This window comes from Nocardioides insulae DSM 17944 (genome assembly GCF_000422825.1).
Lineage (GTDB): Bacteria > Actinomycetota > Actinomycetes > Propionibacteriales > Nocardioidaceae > Nocardioides > Nocardioides insulae.
This window is the reverse complement of the sequence record NZ_KE383929.1, coordinates 206,482-226,700: the sequence shown is the minus strand read 5'-3', so window position 1 is coordinate 226,700 and position 20,219 is coordinate 206,482. Positions and strand designations below refer to the sequence as shown.

The 20,219-nt window shown below is 69.9% G+C and carries 19 protein-coding genes; 15 read left to right on the top strand and 4 right to left on the bottom strand.

Annotation, left to right across the window (positions count from 1 at the left end):
• The first annotated feature begins 86 nt into the window (after positions 1 to 86).
• From G515_RS0115665 to prcA, 6 genes are all read left to right on the top strand, one after another.
• Positions 87 to 992, top strand: a complete 906-nt coding sequence (locus G515_RS0115665; protein WP_051218567.1) for a tRNA (adenine-N1)-methyltransferase — start codon at positions 87 to 89, stop codon at positions 990 to 992.
• 149 nt (positions 993 to 1,141) lie between these two features.
• Entirely contained in the window at positions 1,142 to 2,923 is a 1,782-nt protein-coding gene (arc, locus tag G515_RS0115660; RefSeq protein ID WP_028660900.1) for a proteasome ATPase, read from the top strand.
• Positions 2,924 to 3,065: 142 nt separating this feature from the next.
• Positions 3,066 to 4,580 carry a depupylase/deamidase Dop gene (gene dop, locus G515_RS0115655; protein ID WP_028660899.1) on the top strand — a complete coding sequence of 505 codons (1,515 nt, stop codon included), beginning with the start codon at positions 3,066 to 3,068 and terminating at the stop codon, positions 4,578 to 4,580.
• A 9-nt stretch (positions 4,581 to 4,589) separates the two neighbouring features.
• Entirely contained in the window at positions 4,590 to 4,787 is a 198-nt protein-coding gene (locus G515_RS0115650; RefSeq protein WP_028660898.1) for a ubiquitin-like protein Pup, read from the top strand.
• 49 nt (positions 4,788 to 4,836) lie between these two features.
• The gene (gene prcB / locus G515_RS0115645; RefSeq protein WP_028660897.1) at positions 4,837 to 5,694 is read left to right on the top strand and encodes a proteasome subunit beta; all 858 of its coding nucleotides are present in this window, start codon (positions 4,837 to 4,839) and stop codon (positions 5,692 to 5,694) included.
• Complete coding sequence (gene prcA, locus G515_RS0115640) at positions 5,691 to 6,470, top strand: proteasome subunit alpha (protein ID WP_028660896.1); 780 nt, start codon at positions 5,691 to 5,693, stop codon at positions 6,468 to 6,470. The genes prcB and prcA overlap by 4 nt, the downstream gene beginning before the upstream one ends.
• Before the next feature lie 72 nt (positions 6,471 to 6,542).
• On the opposite strand, the gene G515_RS0115635 is transcribed toward prcA, so the two are convergent.
• The 4 genes from G515_RS0115635 to G515_RS0115620 all read right to left on the bottom strand — a co-directional run bounded on the left by G515_RS0115635 (position 6,543) and on the right by G515_RS0115620 (position 10,162).
• A complete protein-coding gene (locus G515_RS0115635) occupies positions 6,543 to 7,151 on the bottom strand; it encodes a response regulator (RefSeq protein ID WP_028660895.1) in 609 nt (202 codons plus the stop codon).
• A complete protein-coding gene (locus G515_RS0115630) occupies positions 7,145 to 8,254 on the bottom strand; it encodes a sensor histidine kinase (RefSeq protein ID WP_028660894.1) in 1,110 nt (369 codons plus the stop codon). The genes G515_RS0115635 and G515_RS0115630 overlap by 7 nt, the downstream gene beginning before the upstream one ends.
• Positions 8,255 to 8,447: 193 nt before the next feature.
• Positions 8,448 to 9,230 (bottom strand): ABC transporter permease, encoded by a 783-nt coding sequence (locus G515_RS0115625; RefSeq protein WP_036555880.1) that lies wholly within the window; start codon positions 9,228 to 9,230, stop codon positions 8,448 to 8,450.
• Positions 9,227 to 10,162, bottom strand: a complete 936-nt coding sequence (locus G515_RS0115620) for an ABC transporter ATP-binding protein (RefSeq protein WP_028660892.1) — start codon at positions 10,160 to 10,162, stop codon at positions 9,227 to 9,229. The genes G515_RS0115625 and G515_RS0115620 overlap by 4 nt, the downstream gene beginning before the upstream one ends.
• A gap of 150 nt (positions 10,163 to 10,312) precedes the next feature.
• Between G515_RS0115620 and pafA the strand changes: the two genes are divergently transcribed.
• The 9 genes from pafA (at position 10,313) to G515_RS0115575 (ending at position 20,195) form a co-directional block, all read left to right on the top strand.
• On the top strand, positions 10,313 to 11,674 hold the full coding sequence (gene pafA / locus G515_RS0115615; RefSeq protein WP_028660891.1) for a Pup--protein ligase: 1,362 nt from the start codon (positions 10,313 to 10,315) through the stop codon (positions 11,672 to 11,674).
• A gap of 86 nt (positions 11,675 to 11,760) precedes the next feature.
• Positions 11,761 to 12,711 carry an FKBP-type peptidyl-prolyl cis-trans isomerase gene (locus G515_RS0115610; RefSeq protein ID WP_028660890.1) on the top strand — a complete coding sequence of 317 codons (951 nt, stop codon included), beginning with the start codon at positions 11,761 to 11,763 and terminating at the stop codon, positions 12,709 to 12,711.
• A 73-nt stretch (positions 12,712 to 12,784) separates the two neighbouring features.
• Positions 12,785 to 13,720: a helix-turn-helix transcriptional regulator gene (locus tag G515_RS0115605; RefSeq protein WP_245565435.1), complete on the top strand. Its 936-nt coding sequence runs from the start codon at positions 12,785 to 12,787 to the stop codon at positions 13,718 to 13,720.
• On the top strand, positions 13,717 to 14,700 hold the full coding sequence (locus tag G515_RS0115600; RefSeq protein WP_028660888.1) for a helix-turn-helix transcriptional regulator: 984 nt from the start codon (positions 13,717 to 13,719) through the stop codon (positions 14,698 to 14,700). Before G515_RS0115605 ends, G515_RS0115600 begins: the two co-directional genes overlap by 4 nt.
• Positions 14,701 to 14,800: 100 nt before the next feature.
• The gene (gene tatA / locus G515_RS0115595; RefSeq protein ID WP_028660887.1) at positions 14,801 to 15,079 is read left to right on the top strand and encodes a twin-arginine translocase TatA/TatE family subunit; all 279 of its coding nucleotides are present in this window, start codon (positions 14,801 to 14,803) and stop codon (positions 15,077 to 15,079) included.
• A gap of 76 nt (positions 15,080 to 15,155) precedes the next feature.
• The gene (gene tatC / locus G515_RS0115590) at positions 15,156 to 15,923 is read left to right on the top strand and encodes a twin-arginine translocase subunit TatC (RefSeq protein ID WP_245565434.1); all 768 of its coding nucleotides are present in this window, start codon (positions 15,156 to 15,158) and stop codon (positions 15,921 to 15,923) included.
• A gap of 13 nt (positions 15,924 to 15,936) precedes the next feature.
• Positions 15,937 to 16,374 carry a hypothetical protein gene (locus G515_RS0115585; protein WP_028660885.1) on the top strand — a complete coding sequence of 146 codons (438 nt, stop codon included), beginning with the start codon at positions 15,937 to 15,939 and terminating at the stop codon, positions 16,372 to 16,374.
• Between the two features lie 62 nt (positions 16,375 to 16,436).
• Entirely contained in the window at positions 16,437 to 17,312 is an 876-nt protein-coding gene (locus G515_RS0115580; RefSeq protein ID WP_028660884.1) for a diacylglycerol/lipid kinase family protein, read from the top strand.
• A gap of 42 nt (positions 17,313 to 17,354) precedes the next feature.
• A complete protein-coding gene (locus G515_RS0115575) occupies positions 17,355 to 20,195 on the top strand; it encodes a DEAD/DEAH box helicase (RefSeq protein ID WP_051218471.1) in 2,841 nt (946 codons plus the stop codon).
• The last annotated feature ends 24 nt before the right edge of the window (positions 20,196 to 20,219 follow it).

The following is a 20,219-nucleotide window of genomic DNA, read 5'->3' as shown; positions in this document are numbered from 1 at the left end:
TCTGGACCGCTGTGTCCGATGAGCGAACCCCGCAGCCCGAGACCGCGAGCGACGTGACCGATGTGCCGGCGGAAGCCTGGTCGGGCGTGCACCGCGGCCCGCTCCGTGCGGGTGAATGGGTGCGCCTGGTGGACCAGAAGGGACGCAAGCACAACTTCGAACTGGTGCCCGGCAAGCGGTTCTTCTCCAACAAGGGACACCTCGACCACGACGAGCTGATCGGTCGCGAGGAGGGGTTCACCGTCGTTTCCTCTGCCGGGGGCGAGTACCTCGTGTTCCGGCCGCTGCTCTCCGAGTTCGTCGTCTCCATGCCGCGCGGGGCTGCTGTCGTCTACCCCAAGGACGCCGCCCAGATCGTCGCGCAGGCCGACATCTTCCCCGGTGCCCACGTGGTCGAGGCCGGTGTCGGCTCCGGTGCGTTGACCTGTTCGCTGCTGCGCGCCGTGGGACCCTACGGCCGGGTCACCTCCTTCGAGCGCCGCGAGGAGTTCGCCGAGGTCGCCACGCGCAACGTCCGGCAGTTCTTCGGTGTGCCCGAGGGCGAGTCCCACCCGTCGTGGGAGCTCAACCTGGGCGATCTGCAGGAGGAGTTGCCTGCCTCCGGGCGGCGCTGCGACCGGGTCATCCTGGACATGCTCGCGCCGTGGGAGTGTGTCGACGCGGCGGCGAGTGCGCTGCTCCCGGGCGGGATCCTGTGCGCCTACGTCGCCACCACCACCCAGCTGTCCAGGTACGTCGAGACGGTTCGCGCGCACGGCGGGTTCACCGAGCCGCAGGCCTGGGAGTCCCTGGTCCGTGATTGGCATGTGGAAGGACTCGCCGTCCGGCCGGGCCACAAGATGATCGGCCACACCGCCTTCCTGGTCACCGCCCGCCGGCTCGCCCCGGGCGCACGCGCGCCGCGCAAGACCCGTCGTCCCGCCCCCGGCGCCTACGGGCCGGACTACACCGGGCCCCGCCCGGACGGCGTACCCGCCGACCCGACCGAGTAGATCGGTCGAGGGACCTGCACCTGCGCCGCGAGGACGGGTGCGGCCCCGCCACCGTGCGTTTCGCGTCCAAATCGTGACAATCGCCGCGCGATCTCCCCTTCCGCCCCTCCGTTTCATGGGTAGGGTCACTGGCACAGGAGGTGACGCGCATGTCGCAGTCCGATTTTTCCGGTGGTGGGCGGAGTCCCGAGGAGATCGCCAGTCACGTCCGTCTGCTCGAGGCGGAGATCGATGATCTCCGTCGTCGCCTGCTGGAGCGCGCCGAGGGCGTCGTGGGGCAGGAGACGCGTGGGCTCGAGCTCCGGCTCGCCGAGACCCAGCGCTCGCTGGCGGCCGTGACGGCGCAGAACGAGCGGCTCGCAGAGACGCTCCGCGATGCCCGTGACCAGATCACCAAGCTCAAGGAGGAGGTCGACCGGCTGGCGGAGCCGCCGGCGGGGTTCGGCACCTTCCTGGAGGCTCACGAGGACGGCACGATCGACGTCTTCACCGGAGGCCGCAAGCTTCGGGTCAACGTCTCGCCGAACATCGAGATCGACTCCCTGGTGCGCGGTCAGGAGGTTCTGCTCAACGAGGCGCTCAACGTCGTGGACGCGTTCGCCTTCGAGCAGCTCGGCGAGGTGGTCATGTTCAAGGAGCTGCTCGCCGACGGCGAGCGGGCCCTGGTGATCGCGAACGCCGACGAGGAGCGCGTCGTGCGCCTGGCGGCGCCGCTGCGCGGCGAGACCATCCGCGCCGGTGACTCCCTGCTGCTCGAGCCGCGCTCGGGGCATGTCTATGAGAAGGTGCCGAAGTCGGAGGTCGAGGAGCTCGTCCTCGAAGAGGTGCCCGACATCGCCTACGAGTCCATCGGCGGTCTGGCCGGTCAGATCGAGATGATCCAGGACGCCGTCGAGCTGCCCTACCTGTATCCCGACCTGTTCCGGGAGCACCAGCTCAAGCCGCCCAAGGGTGTCTTGCTCTACGGTCCGCCGGGTTGCGGCAAGACACTGATCGCCAAGGCGGTGGCCAACTCGTTGGCCAAGAAGGTCGCCCAACGCAGCTCCGGGGGAGTGGAGGCCAAGTCCTACTTCCTCAACATCAAGGGCCCCGAGCTGCTCAACAAGTACGTCGGCGAGACCGAGCGGCACATCCGGCTGGTCTTCCAGCGGGCCCGTGAGAAGGCGTCCTCGGGCACCCCGGTGATCGTGTTCTTCGACGAGATGGACTCCTTGTTCCGCACCCGCGGCAGCGGCGTCTCCTCCGATGTCGAGAACACCATCGTGCCGCAGCTGCTCAGCGAGATCGACGGCGTGGAGCTGCTCGAGAACGTGCTGGTCATCGGCGCCTCCAACCGGGAGGACATGATCGACCCGGCGATCCTGCGGCCCGGCCGACTCGACGTGAAGATCAAGATCGAGCGCCCCGACGCCGAGTCCGCCCGCGACATCTTCAGCAAGTACCTCACCATCGACCTGCCGCTGCACCCGCACGACGTCGGTGAGTTCGGTGGCAACCCGCAGGCGGCCGTGGACGCGATGATCCGGGCGACCGTCGAGCGGATGTACACCGAGTCCGAGGAGAACCGGTTCCTGGAGGTCACCTACGCCAACGGCGACAAGGAGGTCCTCTACTTCAAGGACTTCAACTCCGGGGCGATGATCCAGAACATCGTGGACCGGGCCAAGAAGATGGCGATCAAGGCGTTCCTCGACTCTGGTCTCGACGAGGCGCACAAGGGCCTGCGGGTCGGGCACCTGCTCCAGGCCTGCGTCGACGAGTTCAAGGAGAACGAGGACCTCCCCAACACCACCAACCCCGACGACTGGGCCCGCATCTCCGGCAAGAAGGGGGAGCGGATCGTGTTCATCCGCACTCTGATCACCGGCAAGCAGGGCACCGAGCCGGGTCGCTCCATCGAGCAGGTCGCCAACACCGGGCAGTACCTCTGACCCCGCACCCACACCGGGCCCCGACGGGCTCGGCCGACGTCGATCCACGGATCCGCGCCCTCGGCCGAGCCTGTCCAAGCCGGTGGCGTGCCGCGGGGTTTCGCGCTGTCTCGGTCGCGCACCCTGCGTCTAGGCTCAACACATGAGCGTACGACGGGTGATGGGCACCGAGGTCGAGTACGGCATCTCGGTCCAGGGGCAGCCCACGGCCAATCCGATGGTGGCCTCCTCCCAGGTCGTCAACGCCTACGCCTCGGCGACGCTGACCGAGCGGCGGGCTCGGTGGGACTTCGAGGAGGAGTCGCCGCTGCGTGATGCGCGCGGGTTCGACATGTCGCGTCAGGTCGCCGACCCCACCCAGCTCACCGATGAGGATCTCGGCCTGGCCAACGTCATCCTCACCAACGGCGCGCGGCTCTACGTCGACCACGCCCACCCGGAGTTCTCCACGCCCGAGGTGACCAGTCCGCTCGACGTGGTGCGTTTCGACAAGGCCGGCGAGCAGGTGATGCTGGACGCGGCCCGGCTCGCCCGGGCGCTGCCCCAGGCGCCCGGCATCGTGCTCTACAAGAACAACACCGACAACAAGGGTGCCTCCTACGGTGCTCACGAGAACTACCTGATGCGTCGTTCCACCCCGTTCGGGGAGATCGTCCAGCACCTGACCCCGTTCTTCGTGAGTCGTCAGGTCGTCACCGGCGCCGGCCGGGTCGGGATCGGCCAGGACGGCCGCGCGAACGGGTTCCAGCTCAGCCAGCGGGCGGACTTCTTCGAGGTCGAGGTCGGTCTGGAGACCACCTTGAAGCGTCCGATCATCAACACTCGCGACGAGCCGCACGCGGATCCGGAGACCTACCGCCGGCTGCACGTCATCCTGGGCGACGCCAACCTCGCCGAGGTCTCGACGTACCTCAAGGTCGGCACCACCTCGCTGGTGCTGGCCATGATCGAGGCGCGGTTCCTGACCCGTGACCTGGCCGTCGACGGTCCGGTGGCGGCGCTGCGGGCCGTCTCCCACGACCCCGGCCTGCAGACGTTGATCACGCTCAAGGACGGCCGCCGGCTCACCGGCGTCCAGCTCCAGATGGAGTACCTCGAGCTGGCTCGCAAGTACGTCGAGGACCGCTACGGCACCGACGCCGACGCCCAGACGGTCGACGTCCTGGACCGGTGGGAGTCGGTCCTGACCCGCCTGGAGACCGATCCGATGCAGTGCGCCGGCGAGTTGGACTGGGTCGCGAAGCTGAAGCTGCTCCAGCAGTACCGCGATCGTGACGGTCTGGACTGGGACGACGCCAAGCTGCACCTCATCGACCTGCAGTACGCCGACCTGCGCCCGGAGAAGGGGCTCTACCACCGGCTCGTCCGGGCCGGTCGGATCGAACGCCTCCTCGACGACGAAGCCGTGGAAAGGGCCATGCACGAGCCACCCGCGGACACGCGCGCCTACTTCCGCGGCACCTGCCTGGAGCGGTATCCCGCCGAAGTGGCGGCGGCATCCTGGGATTCGGTGATCTTCGACCTCCCCGGGCGGGAATCGCTGCAGCGGGTGCCGACGATGGATCCGTTGCGCGGCACCAAGGCCCACGTCGGCGACTTGATCGACCGTTGCGACACCGCCTCGGCGCTCGTCGCAGCGCTGACCTCGAATGGATAGGTTGAAGCCATGGCACAGGAGCAGAAGCAGCCCCGCCGCTCGTCGGAGTCCGACGAGTCGGTAGAGGAGACCCCGGAGACCGATGTCGCCGAGCGCAAGGAGTCGCTCGACGCCGATGTGGACGACATCCTCGACGAGATCGACGACGTCCTCGAGACGAACGCGGAGGACTTCGTGAAGTCCTTCATCCAGAAGGGCGGGCAGTGATGGCGGCGGTCGGCGCCTCGCGTGAGCACGCCCCCGAGCGGGGCCGCGCATGAACGACGCGCGCCTGCCTGCCTCCTTCCTCGCTCCGGGCACGTCGTCCTTCGCCGATTTCCTCAACAGCCAGTCACCCGACCTACTGCCCGGTCCCCGGTTGAGCGGGCACGGGGACGGGGTCGAGCTCGCCCCGCACGGCACCACGATCGTCGCGGTCACCTTCCCGGGCGGGGTCCTGATGGCCGGCGACCGGCGGGCGACGATGGGCAACATCATCGCCCAGCGCGACATCGAGAAGGTCTTCCCGGCCGATGAGTACTCCTGTGTCGGCATCGCCGGCTCGGCGGGGCTGGCGGTCGAGATGGTGCGGCTGTTCCAGACCGAACTGGAGCACTACGAGAAGATCGAGGGCACCACGCTCTCCACCGAGGGCAAGGCCAATCGACTCTCCGCGCTGATCCGGGGCAACCTCGCGATGGCGATGCAAGGGCTGGCCGTCGTACCTCTGTTCGCGGGCTACGACCTGGACGCCGACCAGGGCCGGATCTTCAGCTACGACGCGACCGGCGGACGCTATGAGGAGACCGCGTTCCACTCGGTCGGCTCGGGCTCCCTGTTCGCCCGTGGGGCACTGAAGAAGCTCTATCGCGAAGACCTCGACGAGGAGGGCGCGGTCGCGGTGGTGGTGCAGGCGCTCTACGACGCCGCGGATGACGACTCCGCGACCGGAGGGCCCGACCTCACCCGTCGGATCTTCCCGGTCGTGCACGTGATCACCGCCGACGGCGGTCACCGGATGCCGCAGGACGACGTGGCGGCGATCGCCGACCGGGTCGTGGCCGGCCGGATGGTGCGTCCCGACGGTCCCTATGCTCCGCTGGAGCGTCCCACGAGCGAGGGGGGTCCCCGATGAGCATGGGCTTCGGTTACGTCTCGCCCGAGCAGTTGATGAAGGACCGGGCCGACTTCGCCCGCAAGGGCATCTCCCGGGGCCGCTCGGTCGTGGGTCTGCAGTACGCCGACGGGCTGCTGTTCGTGTCTGAGAATCCCTCCCAGGCGCTGCACAAGGTCTCCGAGATCTACGACCGGATCGCGTTCGCGGCGGTGGGCCGCTACAACGAGTTCGAGAACCTCCGGATCGCGGGGGTCCGGCTGGCCGACATGCGCGGCTACGCCTATGACCGGCGTGATGTGACAGGGCGCGGGCTCGCCAACGCCTACGCCCAGACCCTCGGCACGATCTTCTCCTCCGGGGGCGAGAAGCCCTATGAGGTGGAGATCTTCGTCGCCGAGATCGGCGATGCTCCGGCCGAGGACCAGCTCTACCGCCTCACCTACGACGGTCAGGTCGCCGACGAGCACGGTTACGCCGTCATGGGCGGTGCCGCGGATGTCGTGGCCGACTACCTCAAGGAGCATTACTCCGATGGTCTCCCGCTCCAGGAGGCGCTGCGCTTGGCGGTGGCCGCGCTCGGTCACTCGGGCAACGGCACCCAGGGCTCCGATCGGGTGATCCCGTCCGGAGACCTCGAGGTGGCGGTGCTCGACCGCACCCGCACGCAGCCCCGGAAGTTCTCCCGGATCAAGCCGAGCCGGCTCGAGACGTTGCTCGGTGAGCCGGACGCATCGGCGGCCGAGCCGATCGAGGGATCCTCGAAGGACGAACCCCCGGTCGCTCCGCCCGGGTGATCCGCCGGCCGCGGGGTCGGCGTGGATGGTGGAGACCCACCAGCTACGGGACTCCCGCGGGTGATCGGGGGATCAGAGCCAGCCGCGCTCCTGGGCGGTGCGGGCGGCCTCGGTCCGGTTGGACGTGGCCGTCTTGCCGATCGCGGCCGAGAGGTGGTTGCGCACGGTGCCGGGGGAGAGATGGACCCGTCCCGCGATGGCGGCGACGGGCGAGCCGTCCAGCGCCTCCCGCAGGATCTGCTGCTCTCGCGTGCTGAGCGGGTTCGCCCCGGAGACCAGTGAGTCGGTCGCGAGGGCCGGGTCGACCACGCGCAGGCCGTCGTGCACCCGGCGTACGGCGTCGGCGAGCTCGGTCGCGGGGGTGTCCTTGACCACGAAGCCCGACGCCCCTGCCTCGAGCGCGCGGCGCAGGTAGCCGGGACGCCCGAAGGTGGTGACCATGATCGAACGGGTCTGCGGCAGCTCCTCCCGCAGGGCCGCGACCACTTCGATGCCATCGGCGCCGGGCATCTCGATGTCGAGCAGACAGATCTGGGCGCCACTGGCGCGGGCGGCCTCGACCACCTCGTCGCCGCGCCCTACCTCGGCCACGACATCCAGGTCGGGTTCGAGGCGCAGCAGCGCCGCCAGCGCGCCGCGCACCAGCGCCTGATCGTCGGCGAGCAGGACCTTGATCACCAGTGCACCTCCAGGGTCGTGCCGCGTCCGTCCGGTCCGGGAGCGAACCGTACCGACCCACCGGCCGCGCCGACCCGCTCCCTGATGCCGCGGAGCCCGTTGGACTCGGCGGCTCCCGCGCAACCGGTGCCGTCGTCGGTGACGGTGAGCGAGGTCGCGGTCAGCCGCACCCGGCACAGGGTCGCGTGACTGTGTCGTACCACGTTCGTGACCGCCTCGCGCAGGACCCAGGCGAGCACGATCCGGTAGCGCGGATCGGTGGCCGCCACGGCCGTGTCGGAGTCGGGGAGGTCGGCGGTGATGTCCGCTCCGGCCAGCGCCGCCCGCGCCGCCTCCAGCTCGTCCCCGAGCCGGGCGACCCGCAGACCGGAGACGGTGGCCCGGATCTCAGCCAGGGCCTCACGGGAGAGAGAACGGATCTGGGCGAGCTCCTGCTTGGCCGCCGCGGGATCCAGGTCGACCAGGCGCTCGGCCAGCTCGGCCTTCACGGTCACCACGGTGAGGCTGTGGCCCAGCACGTCGTGGACGTCGCGCGCGACCCGCTCCCGCTCGGCGAGGACGTCGAGCTCGCGTCGTACCGACTGATGGGCGTCCTCGTTCTCCTCGAGCCAACGGATGAACCCGGTCAACAGCGCCACGCCGATGTTGATCACGACGATGATCCATCCACCGGAGTCGCCCCCGAACATCACGACCGCCACCGTCAGGGCGATCCAGCCGGCCGCGAGCGTGCGCCCTTCCCGCACGGGCAGCGTGGCCATGCCGAAGGCGATCAGGAAGGTGACCATCGTCAGTGCCTCGCCGCCCAGGGCAGGGGCGCTCGCCGCGGCGAGCACGATCAGAGCCGCCAGGAGCAGCCTGCTGAGCCGCAGGTCGGCGGCTCGGTTGGCCCAGACACTCCACAGGACGAATCCGGCCGTGTACAGCCCCGCGAAGGCGACGATGTCCAGGACCAGCAGGGCCCGGACCACGGGTGGTGCGTCCACTTGGAGGGCGGCCGACACGGGGAAGCCGAGGAAGACCAGCCAGCACACACCCATCACCCAGGAGAAGCGGTCGCCGGGGGAGCGCAGCGGTGGCCGCCCCGGCTCGGTCTCCCCGGTCATCGCCTGTCCTCCCTGCCAGCCCGCACGCCACGCGGGCAGAGACCGCACGTCCCACGCCTCACACCGGTCACACCGCCCAGGCAATAGTGGCACTACCTGGCCGATTTTTCGGCCGGGTAGTGGACGTTTCCCCGGTGAACCGGGGAAACGTCCGGCCACACCCCGCCGCCTCGACACCGCGCTGCCTCGGTCGTCACTGCCGGCCGCGTCCGCGGCGCACCAGCCACACCGCCAGTCCTGCGAAGATGATGGCCCATACGACCAGGTTGAGGACAGGCAGCCACAGCGGGTCGGTCTCCGAGGTGGGACCGGTCGCTGAGACGAGCTCGCCGCCGGTGATCGGGTAACGGGCCAGGGCGACGTACCCGTAGAGCGGGGTGAACCGGGCGATGTCGAGCATCAGGCCGCTGAGCGGGAAGAACACGTTGCCCAGGAAGGCCAGGATCACCAGTGAGCCGCTGGCCGCGCTCACCGCTCCCTCGCTGCGGAACATGAGTCCGACGGCGAGACCGTAGAGGGAGAAGACAGCCGCACCCGCCAGGACGACGAGTCCGGAGATCAGCCAGCTGCTCGGGTCCGCCTCGGCCCCGGTGAGGCCACCGAGCAGGTAGATGAGCGCGATCGGTACGACGGCGATGGCGAAGGACACGAAGGTCTTCACCACGACGAAGCCCGCATCGCTCATCGGGGTGAGACCCAGCTGCCGGCCCCAGCCCTGCATCCGCTCGACGGCGGCCATCCCGCCCACACCGGTGGTGGCGGTCACCGCACCGTAGGCCGCCATCGAGACCATCACGTAGAAGGCGACGTTGCCGTCGCCGACCCTGACGGCGGAGTCCTCGGCGGAGGACCCGAAGATGAGGTAGAGGACGGCAGGGAGGCCCGCGATGAAGAACAGGGACACCAGGTCTCGCGAGACCCTGCGCAGCTCGATCGCGGCGTAGGTCGTGTTGAGTACGGCGGCGGGACGATTCATCGGGAGACCTCCTGGGTGAGAGCGGTGAAGGCGTGGTCGAGGGACCCGGAGGTGATCTCGAGGTCGGAGGCGGCGTGGCCGAGCAGGAGCATCCGGGCGACGGCGTCGGAGTCGGTCGTCTGCACCTCGACCCGGTCCCCGTCGACCTCAACCCGCAGGCAGGCGGGATGATCGCGGAGTTCGCCCACCAGGCGGTCACCGCCGGGGCTGAGCCGGGCACGCACGGTACGCCCCGAGACCCGGGAGCGGATCTGGTCGGTAGGGCCGTCGGCGACCAGCCTGCCCCCCGCCACCATCACGATCCGACGGGCGAACCGATCGGCCTCCTCCAGGTAGTGGGTGGCGAAGACGACCGTGCGACCCCGCCCGGCCTCCTCGTGCATGGTCGCCCAGAAGTCGCGTCGGGCGGTGACATCCATGCCGGCGGTCGGCTCGTCCAGGATCAACAGGTCGGGATCGGGCAGCAGCGCGAGGGCGAACCGCAGCCGCTGCTGCTCACCGCCCGAGCACTTCGACACGCGGCGGCCGGCCAGCCCGGTCAGCCCGGTCCGCTCGAGCACCTCGTCCACGGGCGCCCCGGTGGGGAAGGTGGAGGCGATCAGGCGCACCGTCTCCCGGACGGTGAGGTCGCGCAGCAGCCCGCCGGTCTGGAGTACGGCGGACACGCGCCCGGTGCGCACGGCCTCGCGGGGAGGCAGCCCGTGCACCCGGACGGAGCCCTCGCTCGGGGCGGTCAGGCCCAGCACCATGTCGAGCGTGGTGGTCTTCCCGGCGCCGTTGGGCCCGAGGAAGGCCACGATCTCGCCGCGACCGATGCTCAGGTCGATACCGTCGACCGCGCGCACCGGCGGTCCGTGAGGCGTACGGAACCGCTTGACCAGGCCGTGGAGTTCGATGGCCGGCGCCCTATCGGGGCCCGTGGTGGAGTTCATGGTCCGAGCCTCTCGCCGTACCTGGGAACCGACCATCGAGCTGCGTCACGTTCCCGGCATGACAGTTGTCATGGACCCGTTCGCCACCACTTCGGGGATCTTCGTGTCGAACAGCGCTGCGGGTGTGCATCCTGGGTCTAGTGTGGCCGCATGGAGCGGCGGATCTTCGGGATCGAGAACGAGTACGGCGTCACGTGCACGTTCCGTGGCCAGCGTCGGCTGAGCCCCGATGAGGTGGCGCGGTACTTGTTCCGCAAGGTGGTCAGCTGGGGGCGTAGCAGCAACGTCTTCCTGCGCAACGGCGCGCGTCTCTACCTCGACGTCGGCAGCCACCCGGAGTACGCCACCCCGGAGTGTGACGACGTCATCGACGTGGTGACCCACGACAAGGCCGGCGAGCGGGTCCTGGAGGGGCTCCTCCTGGACGCCGAGGACCGGCTCCACGCCGAGGGCATCGCCGGCGAGATCTACCTGTTCAAGAACAACACCGACTCCGCCGGCAACTCCTACGGCTGCCACGAGAACTACCTGGTCGGGCGCGCGGGCGAGTTCAGCCGGATCGCCGACATCCTGATCCCGTTCCTGGTGACCCGCCAGCTCATCGTCGGCGCCGGCAAGGTCACCCAGACCCCACGCGGGGCGTCGTACTCCATCTCCCAGCGCGCCGAGCACATCTGGGAGGGCGTCTCCAGCGCGACCACCCGCAGCCGCCCGATCATCAACACCCGCGACGAGCCGCACGCCGACGCCGAGAAGTACCGCCGGCTGCACGTGATCGTCGGTGACTCCAACATGTCGGAGACCACCACGATGCTCAAGATCGCCTCGTGTGACCTGGTCCTGCGGATGATCGAGGAGGGGGTGGTGATGCGCGACCTCACCATGGAGAACCCCATCCGGGCCATCCGCGAGATCGCCCACGACACCACCGGTCGTCGAAAGATCCGGCTGGCGAACGGTCGCGAGGCCAGCGCGCTGGACATCCAGCACGAATACCTCAGCAAGGCCCGCGACTTCGTCGACCGTCGCCAGATCGCCACCCCGACCATCGAGCGGGCGCTGGACCTGTGGGAGCGCGGACTGAAGGCGGTGGAGTCCGACGACCTGTCGCTGGTGGAGCGAGAGATCGACTGGGTGATCAAGTGGAAGCTGATCGAACGCTACCGCGCCACCCACGGTCTGCCGTTGGGGCACCCGCGGGTCGCCCAGCTCGACCTCGCCTACCACGACATCCATCGCGGGCGCGGGCTCTACTACCTCCTCCAGCGCAAGGGGGCGGTGGCCAGGGTCACCGACGATCTGGCCACCTTCCGGGCCAAGTCGGTGCCGCCCCAGAGCACCCGGGCACGGCTGCGCGGCGAGTTCATCCGCAAGGCTCAGGAGCGGCGCCGCGACTTCACCGTCGACTGGGTCCACCTCAAGCTCAACGACCAGGCCCAGCGCACCGTCTTGTGCAAGGACCCCTTCCGGGCCTACGACGAGCGGGTGCAGCGGCTCATCGACGGCATGTGAGTCGCTCTCCGACGCCCACGGGCGGGGGGCTGGTCTGACCCGGTTAGGGTGTCCCTGCCCAGCCCCCGATCGCCGAAGGAACCTCCGTGCGTCCACGTCTGCGTCACGCCCTGGCGGCCACGGCCGCCTCTGCTCTCCTGATCCCCGCCCTGGCCGCGTGCGGCGAGCCCGAGGTGGGCCTGGGCGAGGACACGGCCACCGGCTTCGACGCAGTGGAGATCGCGGGCGACCAGGGCAAGGCCCCGGAGGTCACCTGGAACGCGGTCATGGAGGTCGACGAGCCCGAGCAGGAGACGCTCGTGGAGGGCGACGGGCCGGAGATCACCGGGGACACCAAGGCGAGCGTCTATGTCTACATCGGCAACGGCACCACCAAGTCCAAGGCGTACAGCGACTGGGACAACGGCCAGCCCATGGAGATGTCGCCGGGGGACGACAGCGTCAGCGAGGCCTTCTCGAGCCTGCTGGACGGCGCCGCCGTGGGTTCGCGGGTCGCCTCGGTCACCGACGCCAGCGAGGTCTTCGGAGAGGCGGGCAACGCCCAGTTGGGCGTCGGGAACGCCGACACCGTTCTGATCGTGATGGACGTGATGGAGGAGGTCGTGCCGCCCGAGCCGGTCGACGTTCCTGCCTCGGCGATGCCGAAGATCGTCGAGAAGGGCGGTGAGCCCACCGGCTTCGACTTCTCCGGGATGGCTGCACCCGACCCGGAGGGTGACCTTCAGCGGACCGTGGTGAAGCAGGGCAAGGGCCCCGCCGCGACCCTGGACAGCACGGTCAAGGTCAACTACCTCGGTCAGGTCTACCAGGGCGAGAAGCCCTTCGACGAGAGCTACTCGAAGGGTCAGCCCACCGAGTTCGCGCTGAACAGCGTGGTCCAGGGCTGGACCTACGGGCTGGAGGGGATGAAGCAGGGCAGCCGCGTCATCCTGGGCATCCCACCGCGCTACGGCTACGGCGAGAGCGGGAATTCCCAGGCCGGGATCAAGGGCACCGACACGCTCTACTTCGTGGTCGACATCGTCGAGGTGAAGTGAGCCGGGCGCGGTAGTCTCGCGCCGTCGACAAGGACGGGGGTAGCCGGTGTCAGCGGCCAAGACCGAGCGATTGATGAATCTGCTCATCACGCTCCTCGTGCAGCGGCACTACATCACCAAGGAACGCCTCCGGGAGCTGCTGTACCCCGACTCCTCCGTCGAGGCCTTCGAGCGGATGTTCGAGCGTGACAAGGAGGAGCTCCGCAGCCTCGGCGTGCCGGTCGAGACCGGCGCGGTCGACCCGCTCTTCGACGACGAGGTGGGCTATCGCATCCGCCCCGACGAGTTCGCGCTGCCCGACATCGAGCTCACCCCGGAGGAGGCCGCCGTCGTGGGCGTGGCCGCCAAGGTGTGGGATCACGCCCGGATGGCGGAGGCCGCCACCGAAGCGATGCGCAAGCTGACCGCCGCCGGCATCGAGCACGACGCGCAGGCCCTCGAGATCGTCCAGCCCCGGCTGGGGGCCGAGGAGGCCAGCTTCGACATCTTCTGGGAGGCCGCGGTCACCCGCCGCCCCGTCACCTTCGACTACGCCCGCCCGGGCGGCAGCGCGACCCGGCGCCACCTCCAGCCGTGGGGAGTGGTGCGCTTCTCGGGACGCTGGTACGCCGTCGGCCTCGACACCGACCGCGGCGCCGAGCGCGTGTTCCGGCTCAGCAGGGTCCGGGGGCGCCCGCGCGTCGGCGACCCGGGCAGCTTCCAGGTTCCCGAAGGGGTCGACCTGCGGGAGGTGGCGGCCAGGCTGGCACCCACGGTGCCGGCGGTACAGGCCGTCGTACTCGTCCGTCCCGGGGCCGGACACACCCTGCGCCGGATCGCCGAGGTGGTCGAGTCCGGCGTGGCGCCGACGGGCGGACCGGCGGGGGAGTGGGACCGGGTGCGGCTGACCCGTCCGGTCGGCGAGCTGGCCGACGAGGTGCTGGCACACGGTCCCGACGCGTATGTCGTGAGCCCCGCCGAGTTGCGCGACGAGGTCGTTGCGAGACTTCGTGCGGTGGTGACCCCATGAGCGCACGGACGGCGCACAACGCCAAGGAGCAGGTCGGCCGGCTGCTGGCCCTGGTGCCCTACCTGCACCGGCACGGCATCGTCGGGCTGGAGGAGGCCGCGGCCGATCTGGGGGTGCCGCCGCGCCAGCTGGCCAAGGACGTGCGGGTGCTGTTCCTCTGCGGGCTCCCCGGGGGCTATCCCGACGACCTCATCGACGTCGACCTGGACGCCCTGGAGGATCCGGACGACGCGGTCATCCGGGTGTCCAACGCCGACTACCTCTCCCGACCGATGCGGCTCACGCCGGTGGAGGCCAGCGCCCTCATCGTGGCGCTGCGCGCTCTGCGCGACGGTGCCGAGAGTTCCTCCACCCGCGAGCTGGTCGACCGGACCCTCGCCAAGTTCGAGCGTGCCGCCGCCGAGGGGGCGGCCCAGGTCGAGCCGGGTGTCGAAGCCCCGGATCTCGCCCTGGTGCGGCTCGCCGACCGGCTCCGCGACGCCGTGGCGCGCGGCGTCCAGGTGCGTCTGGACTACTGGGTGCCGGCCCGGGACGAACGTTCCACCCGGCTGGTCGATCCGCAGGGGGTGGTGACCCACCAGGGGCAGCACTACCTGGACGCCTGGTGCCACAGCGCCGAGGCCCCGCGGCTCTTCCGCCTGGACCGGATCGAGACGGCCGAGGTGCTCGACACCCCGGTCAGTACGCCGCCCGCGGGTCCGCGGGATCTCGGGGAGGGCTTCTTCGGACAGGCCGACGAGCTCACCGAGGTCACTCTCCGGGTGGCCCCGGGGGGCCAGTGGATCACCGAGTACTACCCCGTCGAGGACACCCGTGCGCTCCCGGACGGCGACCTCGAGGTCGACCTGCGCGTGGCCGACCAACGATGGTTGCTGCGGCTGCTGCTGCGCCTGGCGCCGTACGTCACGGTGGTCTCACCACGCGTGGTTGGCGACGCGTTCATCTCCCAGGCCGGCGAGGCTCTCGACCTGTACACCTAGTCGTGCCAGAGTGTGCGGGCAAGATGTGCCCCGGCCCCGCACAGACGCGGGGTAGCATGGAACACGTTGTAGACAGCATCTAACTGACAGGATTCCCCTCATGTTCGGACTTGGAACACAGGAACTGGTCCTGATCCTTCTCGTCTTGATCCTCCTCTTCGGAGCCACCAAGCTGCCCGAGTTGGCGCGTGGCGGCGGCCGAGCACTTCGTATCTTCAAGTCCGAGACCAAGGGTCTGCTGGACGACGACGAGGACGAGAAGAAGACCTCCACCTCTGCCTCCGACCCGGGGGAGCTGCCGACCAAGCGCTCCGAACCGGTCGACGCCGAGATCGTGGAGGACACCCCGCAGCACCACGGCCGCAGCGACAACGCCTGATCCTGCGTTGTCGATCACGGGTTTCGCCGACCTCTTCCGGGGGCGGCCTCAACACCCGATCGGTGCGGACGGCCGGATGGCCCTCTCCGACCACCTTCGGGAATTGCGCGCACGTCTGCTCCGCTCTGCTCTGTTCCTGATCATCGCGTTCATCGTCGCGCTCGTCTTCTACGACCAGTTGCTCAGCCTGGTCATGGATCCCTATAACGACGCGCGCGCGATGCTCGGCGACGACGTCCAGACCGAGGCGTACATCAAGAGTGCCACCGGACCGCTGCTGCTTCAGCTGAAGCTGTGCGGCGTCGCTGCACTGGTGGCCTCCAGTCCGTACTGGCTCTACCAGATCTGGGGCTTCATCGTCCCCGGCCTGCACGACAACGAGAAGCGCTGGTCCTACGTGTTCGCCGCGGTGGCCGGACCCACGTTCATCCTGGGTGTCCTCACCGGTTACTACGTGCTGCCCACCGGCCTGGAGGTACTGATCGGTTTCACCCCGGAGGGGATGCAGAACCTCGTCGAGTTCGGGGAGTACTTCTCCTTCCTCACCCGGATGCTGCTGGTCTTCGGTGTCGCCTTCGAGATCCCGCTCTTCGTGGTGATGCTCAACCTCGCCGGTGTGGTCTCGGGCAAGCAGTTGGGGCGCTATCGCGCCTGGCTGATCCTGGGATCGTTCGTCTTCGCGGCGATCGCGACCCCGTCGACCGACCCGTTCTCCATGTTGGCGCTCGCCGTGCCGATGGTGGTGCTGTTCATCGTCGCGGAGATCATCGCTCGTCTGGTCGACCGGCGCCGCGGCAGGTCCGCGATGTCCGAGGTCGGGGATGACGAGCTCTCCCCGCTCTGAGCACCCCCAGCAGATGAGCGTCGCCTCCGGGGCATCGTCCGGCGGGCTCCACGGCTCGGACCTCGATCCCTTCGACCTGCCGGAGTGGCTCGGCACCGAGCAGGTGGCCTGGTCCGGCACCGGCCCCGGTGCCGGGGTGCGGCTGCTCGCCGGCGTTCTCACCGGCCCGGCCGGCCAGACCGAGGCGTGCGACCTGCTCGCGGTCGACGTGGCCTACCCGCAGCCGGTGGTCGACGAGGCAACCAGGATCAAGGCCCACCAGCACTGGGTGCGCGGCGAGGTGCTCACCGTCGAACTGAGCGATCGGCTGACCCTCGCGGTGCCGGGCACCTCCTTCCATGCCGAACGGCTCCTCGAGGCGCTCAACCGGCTCGCACGCGCCGTCGGCGCCGACCCGCACCGGTACGCCGCGCTGCTCAGCGTCGGGGGCGACCACCGCGACACCCACTGACGCGGCTTGTCAGGCGTAGCGCCCGACGTAGCGCCGGAGCGTGCCCTATCCTCTGGCGCGTGATGCCCGCCCGCGAGATCGCCCTGCTGCACAACCCCGCGGCCGGGTCGGGGCGCGGAGGGTCCGCGCTGCCCGCGGTGGTGCGCCGGTTCCGGGACGCGGGGATCGCGGTGCGTGTGCTGACCGGTCGTGACGCCGTCGAGGCCGCCGAGCTCGGCCGGCGAGCGGTCCTGGACGGCGTCGAGGCGCTGGTGGTCTGCGGCGGAGACGGGATGGTGGGTCTGGGCGCCCGGGCCCTGGCCGGGAGCGGCCTGCCGCTCGGCATCATCCCCACCGGTACCGGCAACGACGCCGCCCGGCAGTTCGACCTGCCGCGGGGCGACCCGCTGGCGGCCGCCGACCGGGTGATCGCGGGCCGTACCCGCACCATCGACCTGGCCCGCTGCGGGGACCGTTACATCGTCACCGTGCTCGCAGCCGGCTTCGACGCCCTCGTCAACGAGCGGGCCAACACCTTGACCTGGCCACCCGGACGGCTGCGCTATACGAGGGCACTGATCCAGGAACTGCGCGCGTTCGAGCCGCTGCGCTACACCTTGGACCTGGACGGCGAGGTCCGGGAGGTGGAGGCGATGCTGGTCTCGGTGGGCAACACCGAGTCCCTCGGTGGCGGCATCCGACTCACCCACGGAGCAGACCCCGCTGACGGCCTCCTGGACGTCGTCCTGATCAAGCCGGTGTCCAAGGCCGAGCTGGTCCGGGTCTACCCGTCACTGTTCCGGGGCGGACACGTCCGGCACCCCCAGTACGAGCGGATCCGAGTGCGCCGCCTCACCCTGGCTGCCCCCGGCGTGGTCGCCTATGCCGATGGCGAGCGGGTCGGCCGGCTGCCCCTGAGCGTCGAGGTGGTGCCCGGAGCTCTGCGGGTGTTCGCCTGAGCCTGGCTCCGGGGCTCGGGGCGGGCAAGTAGGTTGGGGCCCATGGATACGGGGCGCACCGGAAGCACGGGCGAACAACTGTCACCGGCCGAGCGTTACGCGGCGCATCGCCGTAACAGCCGGCACCCGGTCTTCTCCGACTTCACCTCGATGTACGACTTCGAGCTGGACGACTACCAGGCCCATGCCTGTCGCGAGATCGAGGAGGGCCGCGGCGTGCTCGTCGCGGCGCCGACCGGCTCGGGCAAGACGATCGTGGGCGAGTTCGCGATCCACCTCGCACTGGAGACGGGTCGCAAGGCCTTCTACACCACGCCGATCAAGGCCCTGTCGAACCAGAAGTTCCATGATCTGGTGCGGCGCTACGGCGCAGACCGGGTCGGCCTTCTGACCGGCGACAACGTCGTCAACGGCGAGGCACCGATCGTGGTGATGACCACCGAGGTGCTGCGCAACATGCTCTACGCGGGCAGCAGCACCCTGACCGGCCTCGGATTCGTGGTGATGGACGAGGTCCACTACCTGGCCGACCGATCTCGAGGGGCGGTGTGGGAGGAGGTCATCATCCACCTTCCGGAATCGGTGACGCTGGTGTCGCTGAGCGCCACCGTGTCCAACGCCGAGGAGTTCGGCGAGTGGCTCGAGACCGTGCGCGGTGAGACCACCACCGTGCTCTCCGAACGTCGTCCGGTCCCCCTCTTCCAGCACGTCATGGTGGGGCGCCGGCTCTACGACCTGTTCGCGTCCAGCGACGTTGATGCGGCCTCGGGCTTCGTCCAGGAGGGCGCCCCGGTCAACGGCGAGCTGATGCGGGTGGCGCGCGATGACTGGGCATCCGCCAAGATGCGCGACCGACGCAGCCCCAAGGGCTCCGGACGGCGCGGCCAGGGGAGGGACGGCGGCCGCCAGGTCGGCAACGGGCGACGGGTGTGGATCCCCTCGCGCCCCGAGATCGTGGCGGCACTGGAGCGTGATGACCTGCTTCCGGCGATCGTGTTCATCTTCAGCCGGGTCGGCTGCGACGCGGCGGTGACCCAGTGCCTGGCCGCGAACGCGCGTCTGACCACCCCCGAGGAGCGCGACACGATCTACGACTACGTCGAGGAGGCCTGCCGGGAGCTTCCCGATGAGGACCGGCACGTGCTGGGCTACCACGACTTCCTGGACGGGCTCACCCGCGGTGTGGCCGCTCACCACGCGGGCATGCTGCCGGCCTTCAAGCAGGTCGTCGAGGAGCTCTTCCTCCGCGGCCTGGTGAAGGTGGTCTTCGCCACCGAGACCCTGGCGCTGGGCATCAACATGCCGGCCCGGACGGTGGTGATCGAGAAGCTCGCCAAGTGGAACGGCGAGACCCACGCCGACATCACGCCGGGGGAGTACACCCAGCTCACCGGCCGGGCCGGGCGGCGTGGCCTGGACGTCGAGGGTCACGGCGTGGTGCTCTGGCAGCCCGGGATGAACCCGCGTGAGGTCGCCGGCATGGCCTCGACCCGCACCTACCCGCTGCGGAGCAGTTTCCGGCCGTCGTACAACATGGCGGTCAACCTGGTGCACCAGTTCGGCAGGGAGACCGCTCGCAAGCTGCTGGAGCAGTCCTTCGCCCAGTTCCAGGCGGACCGGGCCGTGGTCGGGCTCGCCCGCCAGTTGGGCAAGGCCCAGGACGCCTTGGAGGGCTACCGCGATTCGGCGACCTGCGACCGGGGCGACTTCATGGAGTACGCCGGGATCCGCCGCCGGATCGGCGAGGTCGAGAAGGAGGCCAGCCGGTCCCGCCGGGCCGATCGGCGGGCCGAGGTGGTCGAGTCGCTGGGCCGGCTCCGGCCAGGGGACATCATCGACGTCCCGTCCGGCAAGTTCGCCGGGTACGCCGTGGTGATCGACCCCGGCTACGACGAGGACAACCCCCGCCCATCCGTCATCACCCTGGACCGGCAGGCCCGACGGCTGGCGATGATCGACTTCCAGACGCCGGTCGTGTCACTGGCCCGGATGCGGGTCCCGAAGAACTTCAACGGACGCAACCCGCAGATGCGGCGAACGCTGGCCGGAGCGCTGCGGGACCGCACCCACGCGCTGGACCGTGACGGATCGGACCGTCGTCGGCCGGTGAAGGGCGGCCTGCCCGCGGGCGCGGAGGCCGAGATCGGCGAACTGCGGGCGCAGATGAAGGCCCACCCGTGCCACGGCTGCCCCGACCGCGAGGACCATGCCCGCTGGGCGGAGCGGTACTTCAAGCTGGACCGGGACGCCGCCACCCTCGCGCGGCGGGTCGAGTCGCGTACCAACACGGTGGCGCGTCAGTTCGACCGGGTCTGCGACGTGCTGACCGCCCTCGGCTATCTCTCCCATGCCGAGGCGGGGCCGGTCGAGGTGACCGAACGCGGTGCCCACCTGCGCCGGATCTACTCCGAGTTGGATCTGCTCGCCGCCGAGTCGCTGCGCGAGGGCTTCTGGGACGACCTGTCACCCTCGGAGCTGGCGGCGGCGCTGTCCACACTGGTCTTCGAGGCCCGGCGACCCGATGACGCTGCGCCGCCGAGGCTGCCGGGAGGCCGGGTCCGCGACCGGATCGGCGCGATGGTGCATCTGTGGGCCCAGCTCGACGCGCTGGAGCGCGACAACCACCTGGACTTCCTGCGCCAACCCGACCTGGGCTTCGCCTGGGCGGCCTACCGCTGGGCCGAGGGCGACGACCTCGACGACGTACTCGGGGTGGTCGACCTGGCCGCTGGAGACTTCGTCCGCTGGATGAAGCAGCTGCTCGACCTGACCGGCCAGATCGCCGACGCGGCCGGCGACACCCCGCTGCGTCGTACTGCCAGGGAGACGATCCGACGGCTCAAGCGCGGCGTGGTCGCCTACACCGGACTGGCCGAGGAGTGAGCCGAGGACCAGCCTCGGAAGGAA

What these genes read in the sequence shown, in the direction of transcription:
- G515_RS0115575 (WP_051218471.1), top strand. Translation starts at nt 17,355, where the DNA reads ATGGATACGGGGCGCACCGGAAGCACGGGCGAACAACTGTCACCGGCC.
- G515_RS0115580 (WP_028660884.1), top strand. Translation starts at nt 16,437, where the DNA reads ATGCCCGCCCGCGAGATCGCCCTGCTGCACAACCCCGCGGCCGGGTCG.
- tatC (WP_245565434.1), top strand. Translation starts at nt 15,156, where the DNA reads ATGGCCCTCTCCGACCACCTTCGGGAATTGCGCGCACGTCTGCTCCGC.
- pafA (WP_028660891.1), top strand. Translation starts at nt 10,313, where the DNA reads ATGGAGCGGCGGATCTTCGGGATCGAGAACGAGTACGGCGTCACGTGC.
- G515_RS0115630 (WP_028660894.1), bottom strand. Translation starts at nt 8,254, where the DNA reads ATGACCGGGGAGACCGAGCCGGGGCGGCCACCGCTGCGCTCCCCCGGC.
- G515_RS0115620 (WP_028660892.1), bottom strand. Translation starts at nt 10,162, where the DNA reads ATGAACTCCACCACGGGCCCCGATAGGGCGCCGGCCATCGAACTCCAC.
- prcB (WP_028660897.1), top strand. Translation starts at nt 4,837, where the DNA reads ATGAACGACGCGCGCCTGCCTGCCTCCTTCCTCGCTCCGGGCACGTCG.
- G515_RS0115600 (WP_028660888.1), top strand. Translation starts at nt 13,717, where the DNA reads ATGAGCGCACGGACGGCGCACAACGCCAAGGAGCAGGTCGGCCGGCTG.
- G515_RS0115650 (WP_028660898.1), top strand. Translation starts at nt 4,590, where the DNA reads ATGGCACAGGAGCAGAAGCAGCCCCGCCGCTCGTCGGAGTCCGACGAG.
- dop (WP_028660899.1), top strand. Translation starts at nt 3,066, where the DNA reads ATGAGCGTACGACGGGTGATGGGCACCGAGGTCGAGTACGGCATCTCG.
- tatA (WP_028660887.1), top strand. Translation starts at nt 14,801, where the DNA reads ATGTTCGGACTTGGAACACAGGAACTGGTCCTGATCCTTCTCGTCTTG.
- arc (WP_028660900.1), top strand. Translation starts at nt 1,142, where the DNA reads ATGTCGCAGTCCGATTTTTCCGGTGGTGGGCGGAGTCCCGAGGAGATC.
- G515_RS0115585 (WP_028660885.1), top strand. Translation starts at nt 15,937, where the DNA reads ATGAGCGTCGCCTCCGGGGCATCGTCCGGCGGGCTCCACGGCTCGGAC.
- G515_RS0115605 (WP_245565435.1), top strand. Translation starts at nt 12,785, where the DNA reads ATGAATCTGCTCATCACGCTCCTCGTGCAGCGGCACTACATCACCAAG.
- G515_RS0115625 (WP_036555880.1), bottom strand. Translation starts at nt 9,230, where the DNA reads ATGAATCGTCCCGCCGCCGTACTCAACACGACCTACGCCGCGATCGAG.
- prcA (WP_028660896.1), top strand. Translation starts at nt 5,691, where the DNA reads ATGAGCATGGGCTTCGGTTACGTCTCGCCCGAGCAGTTGATGAAGGAC.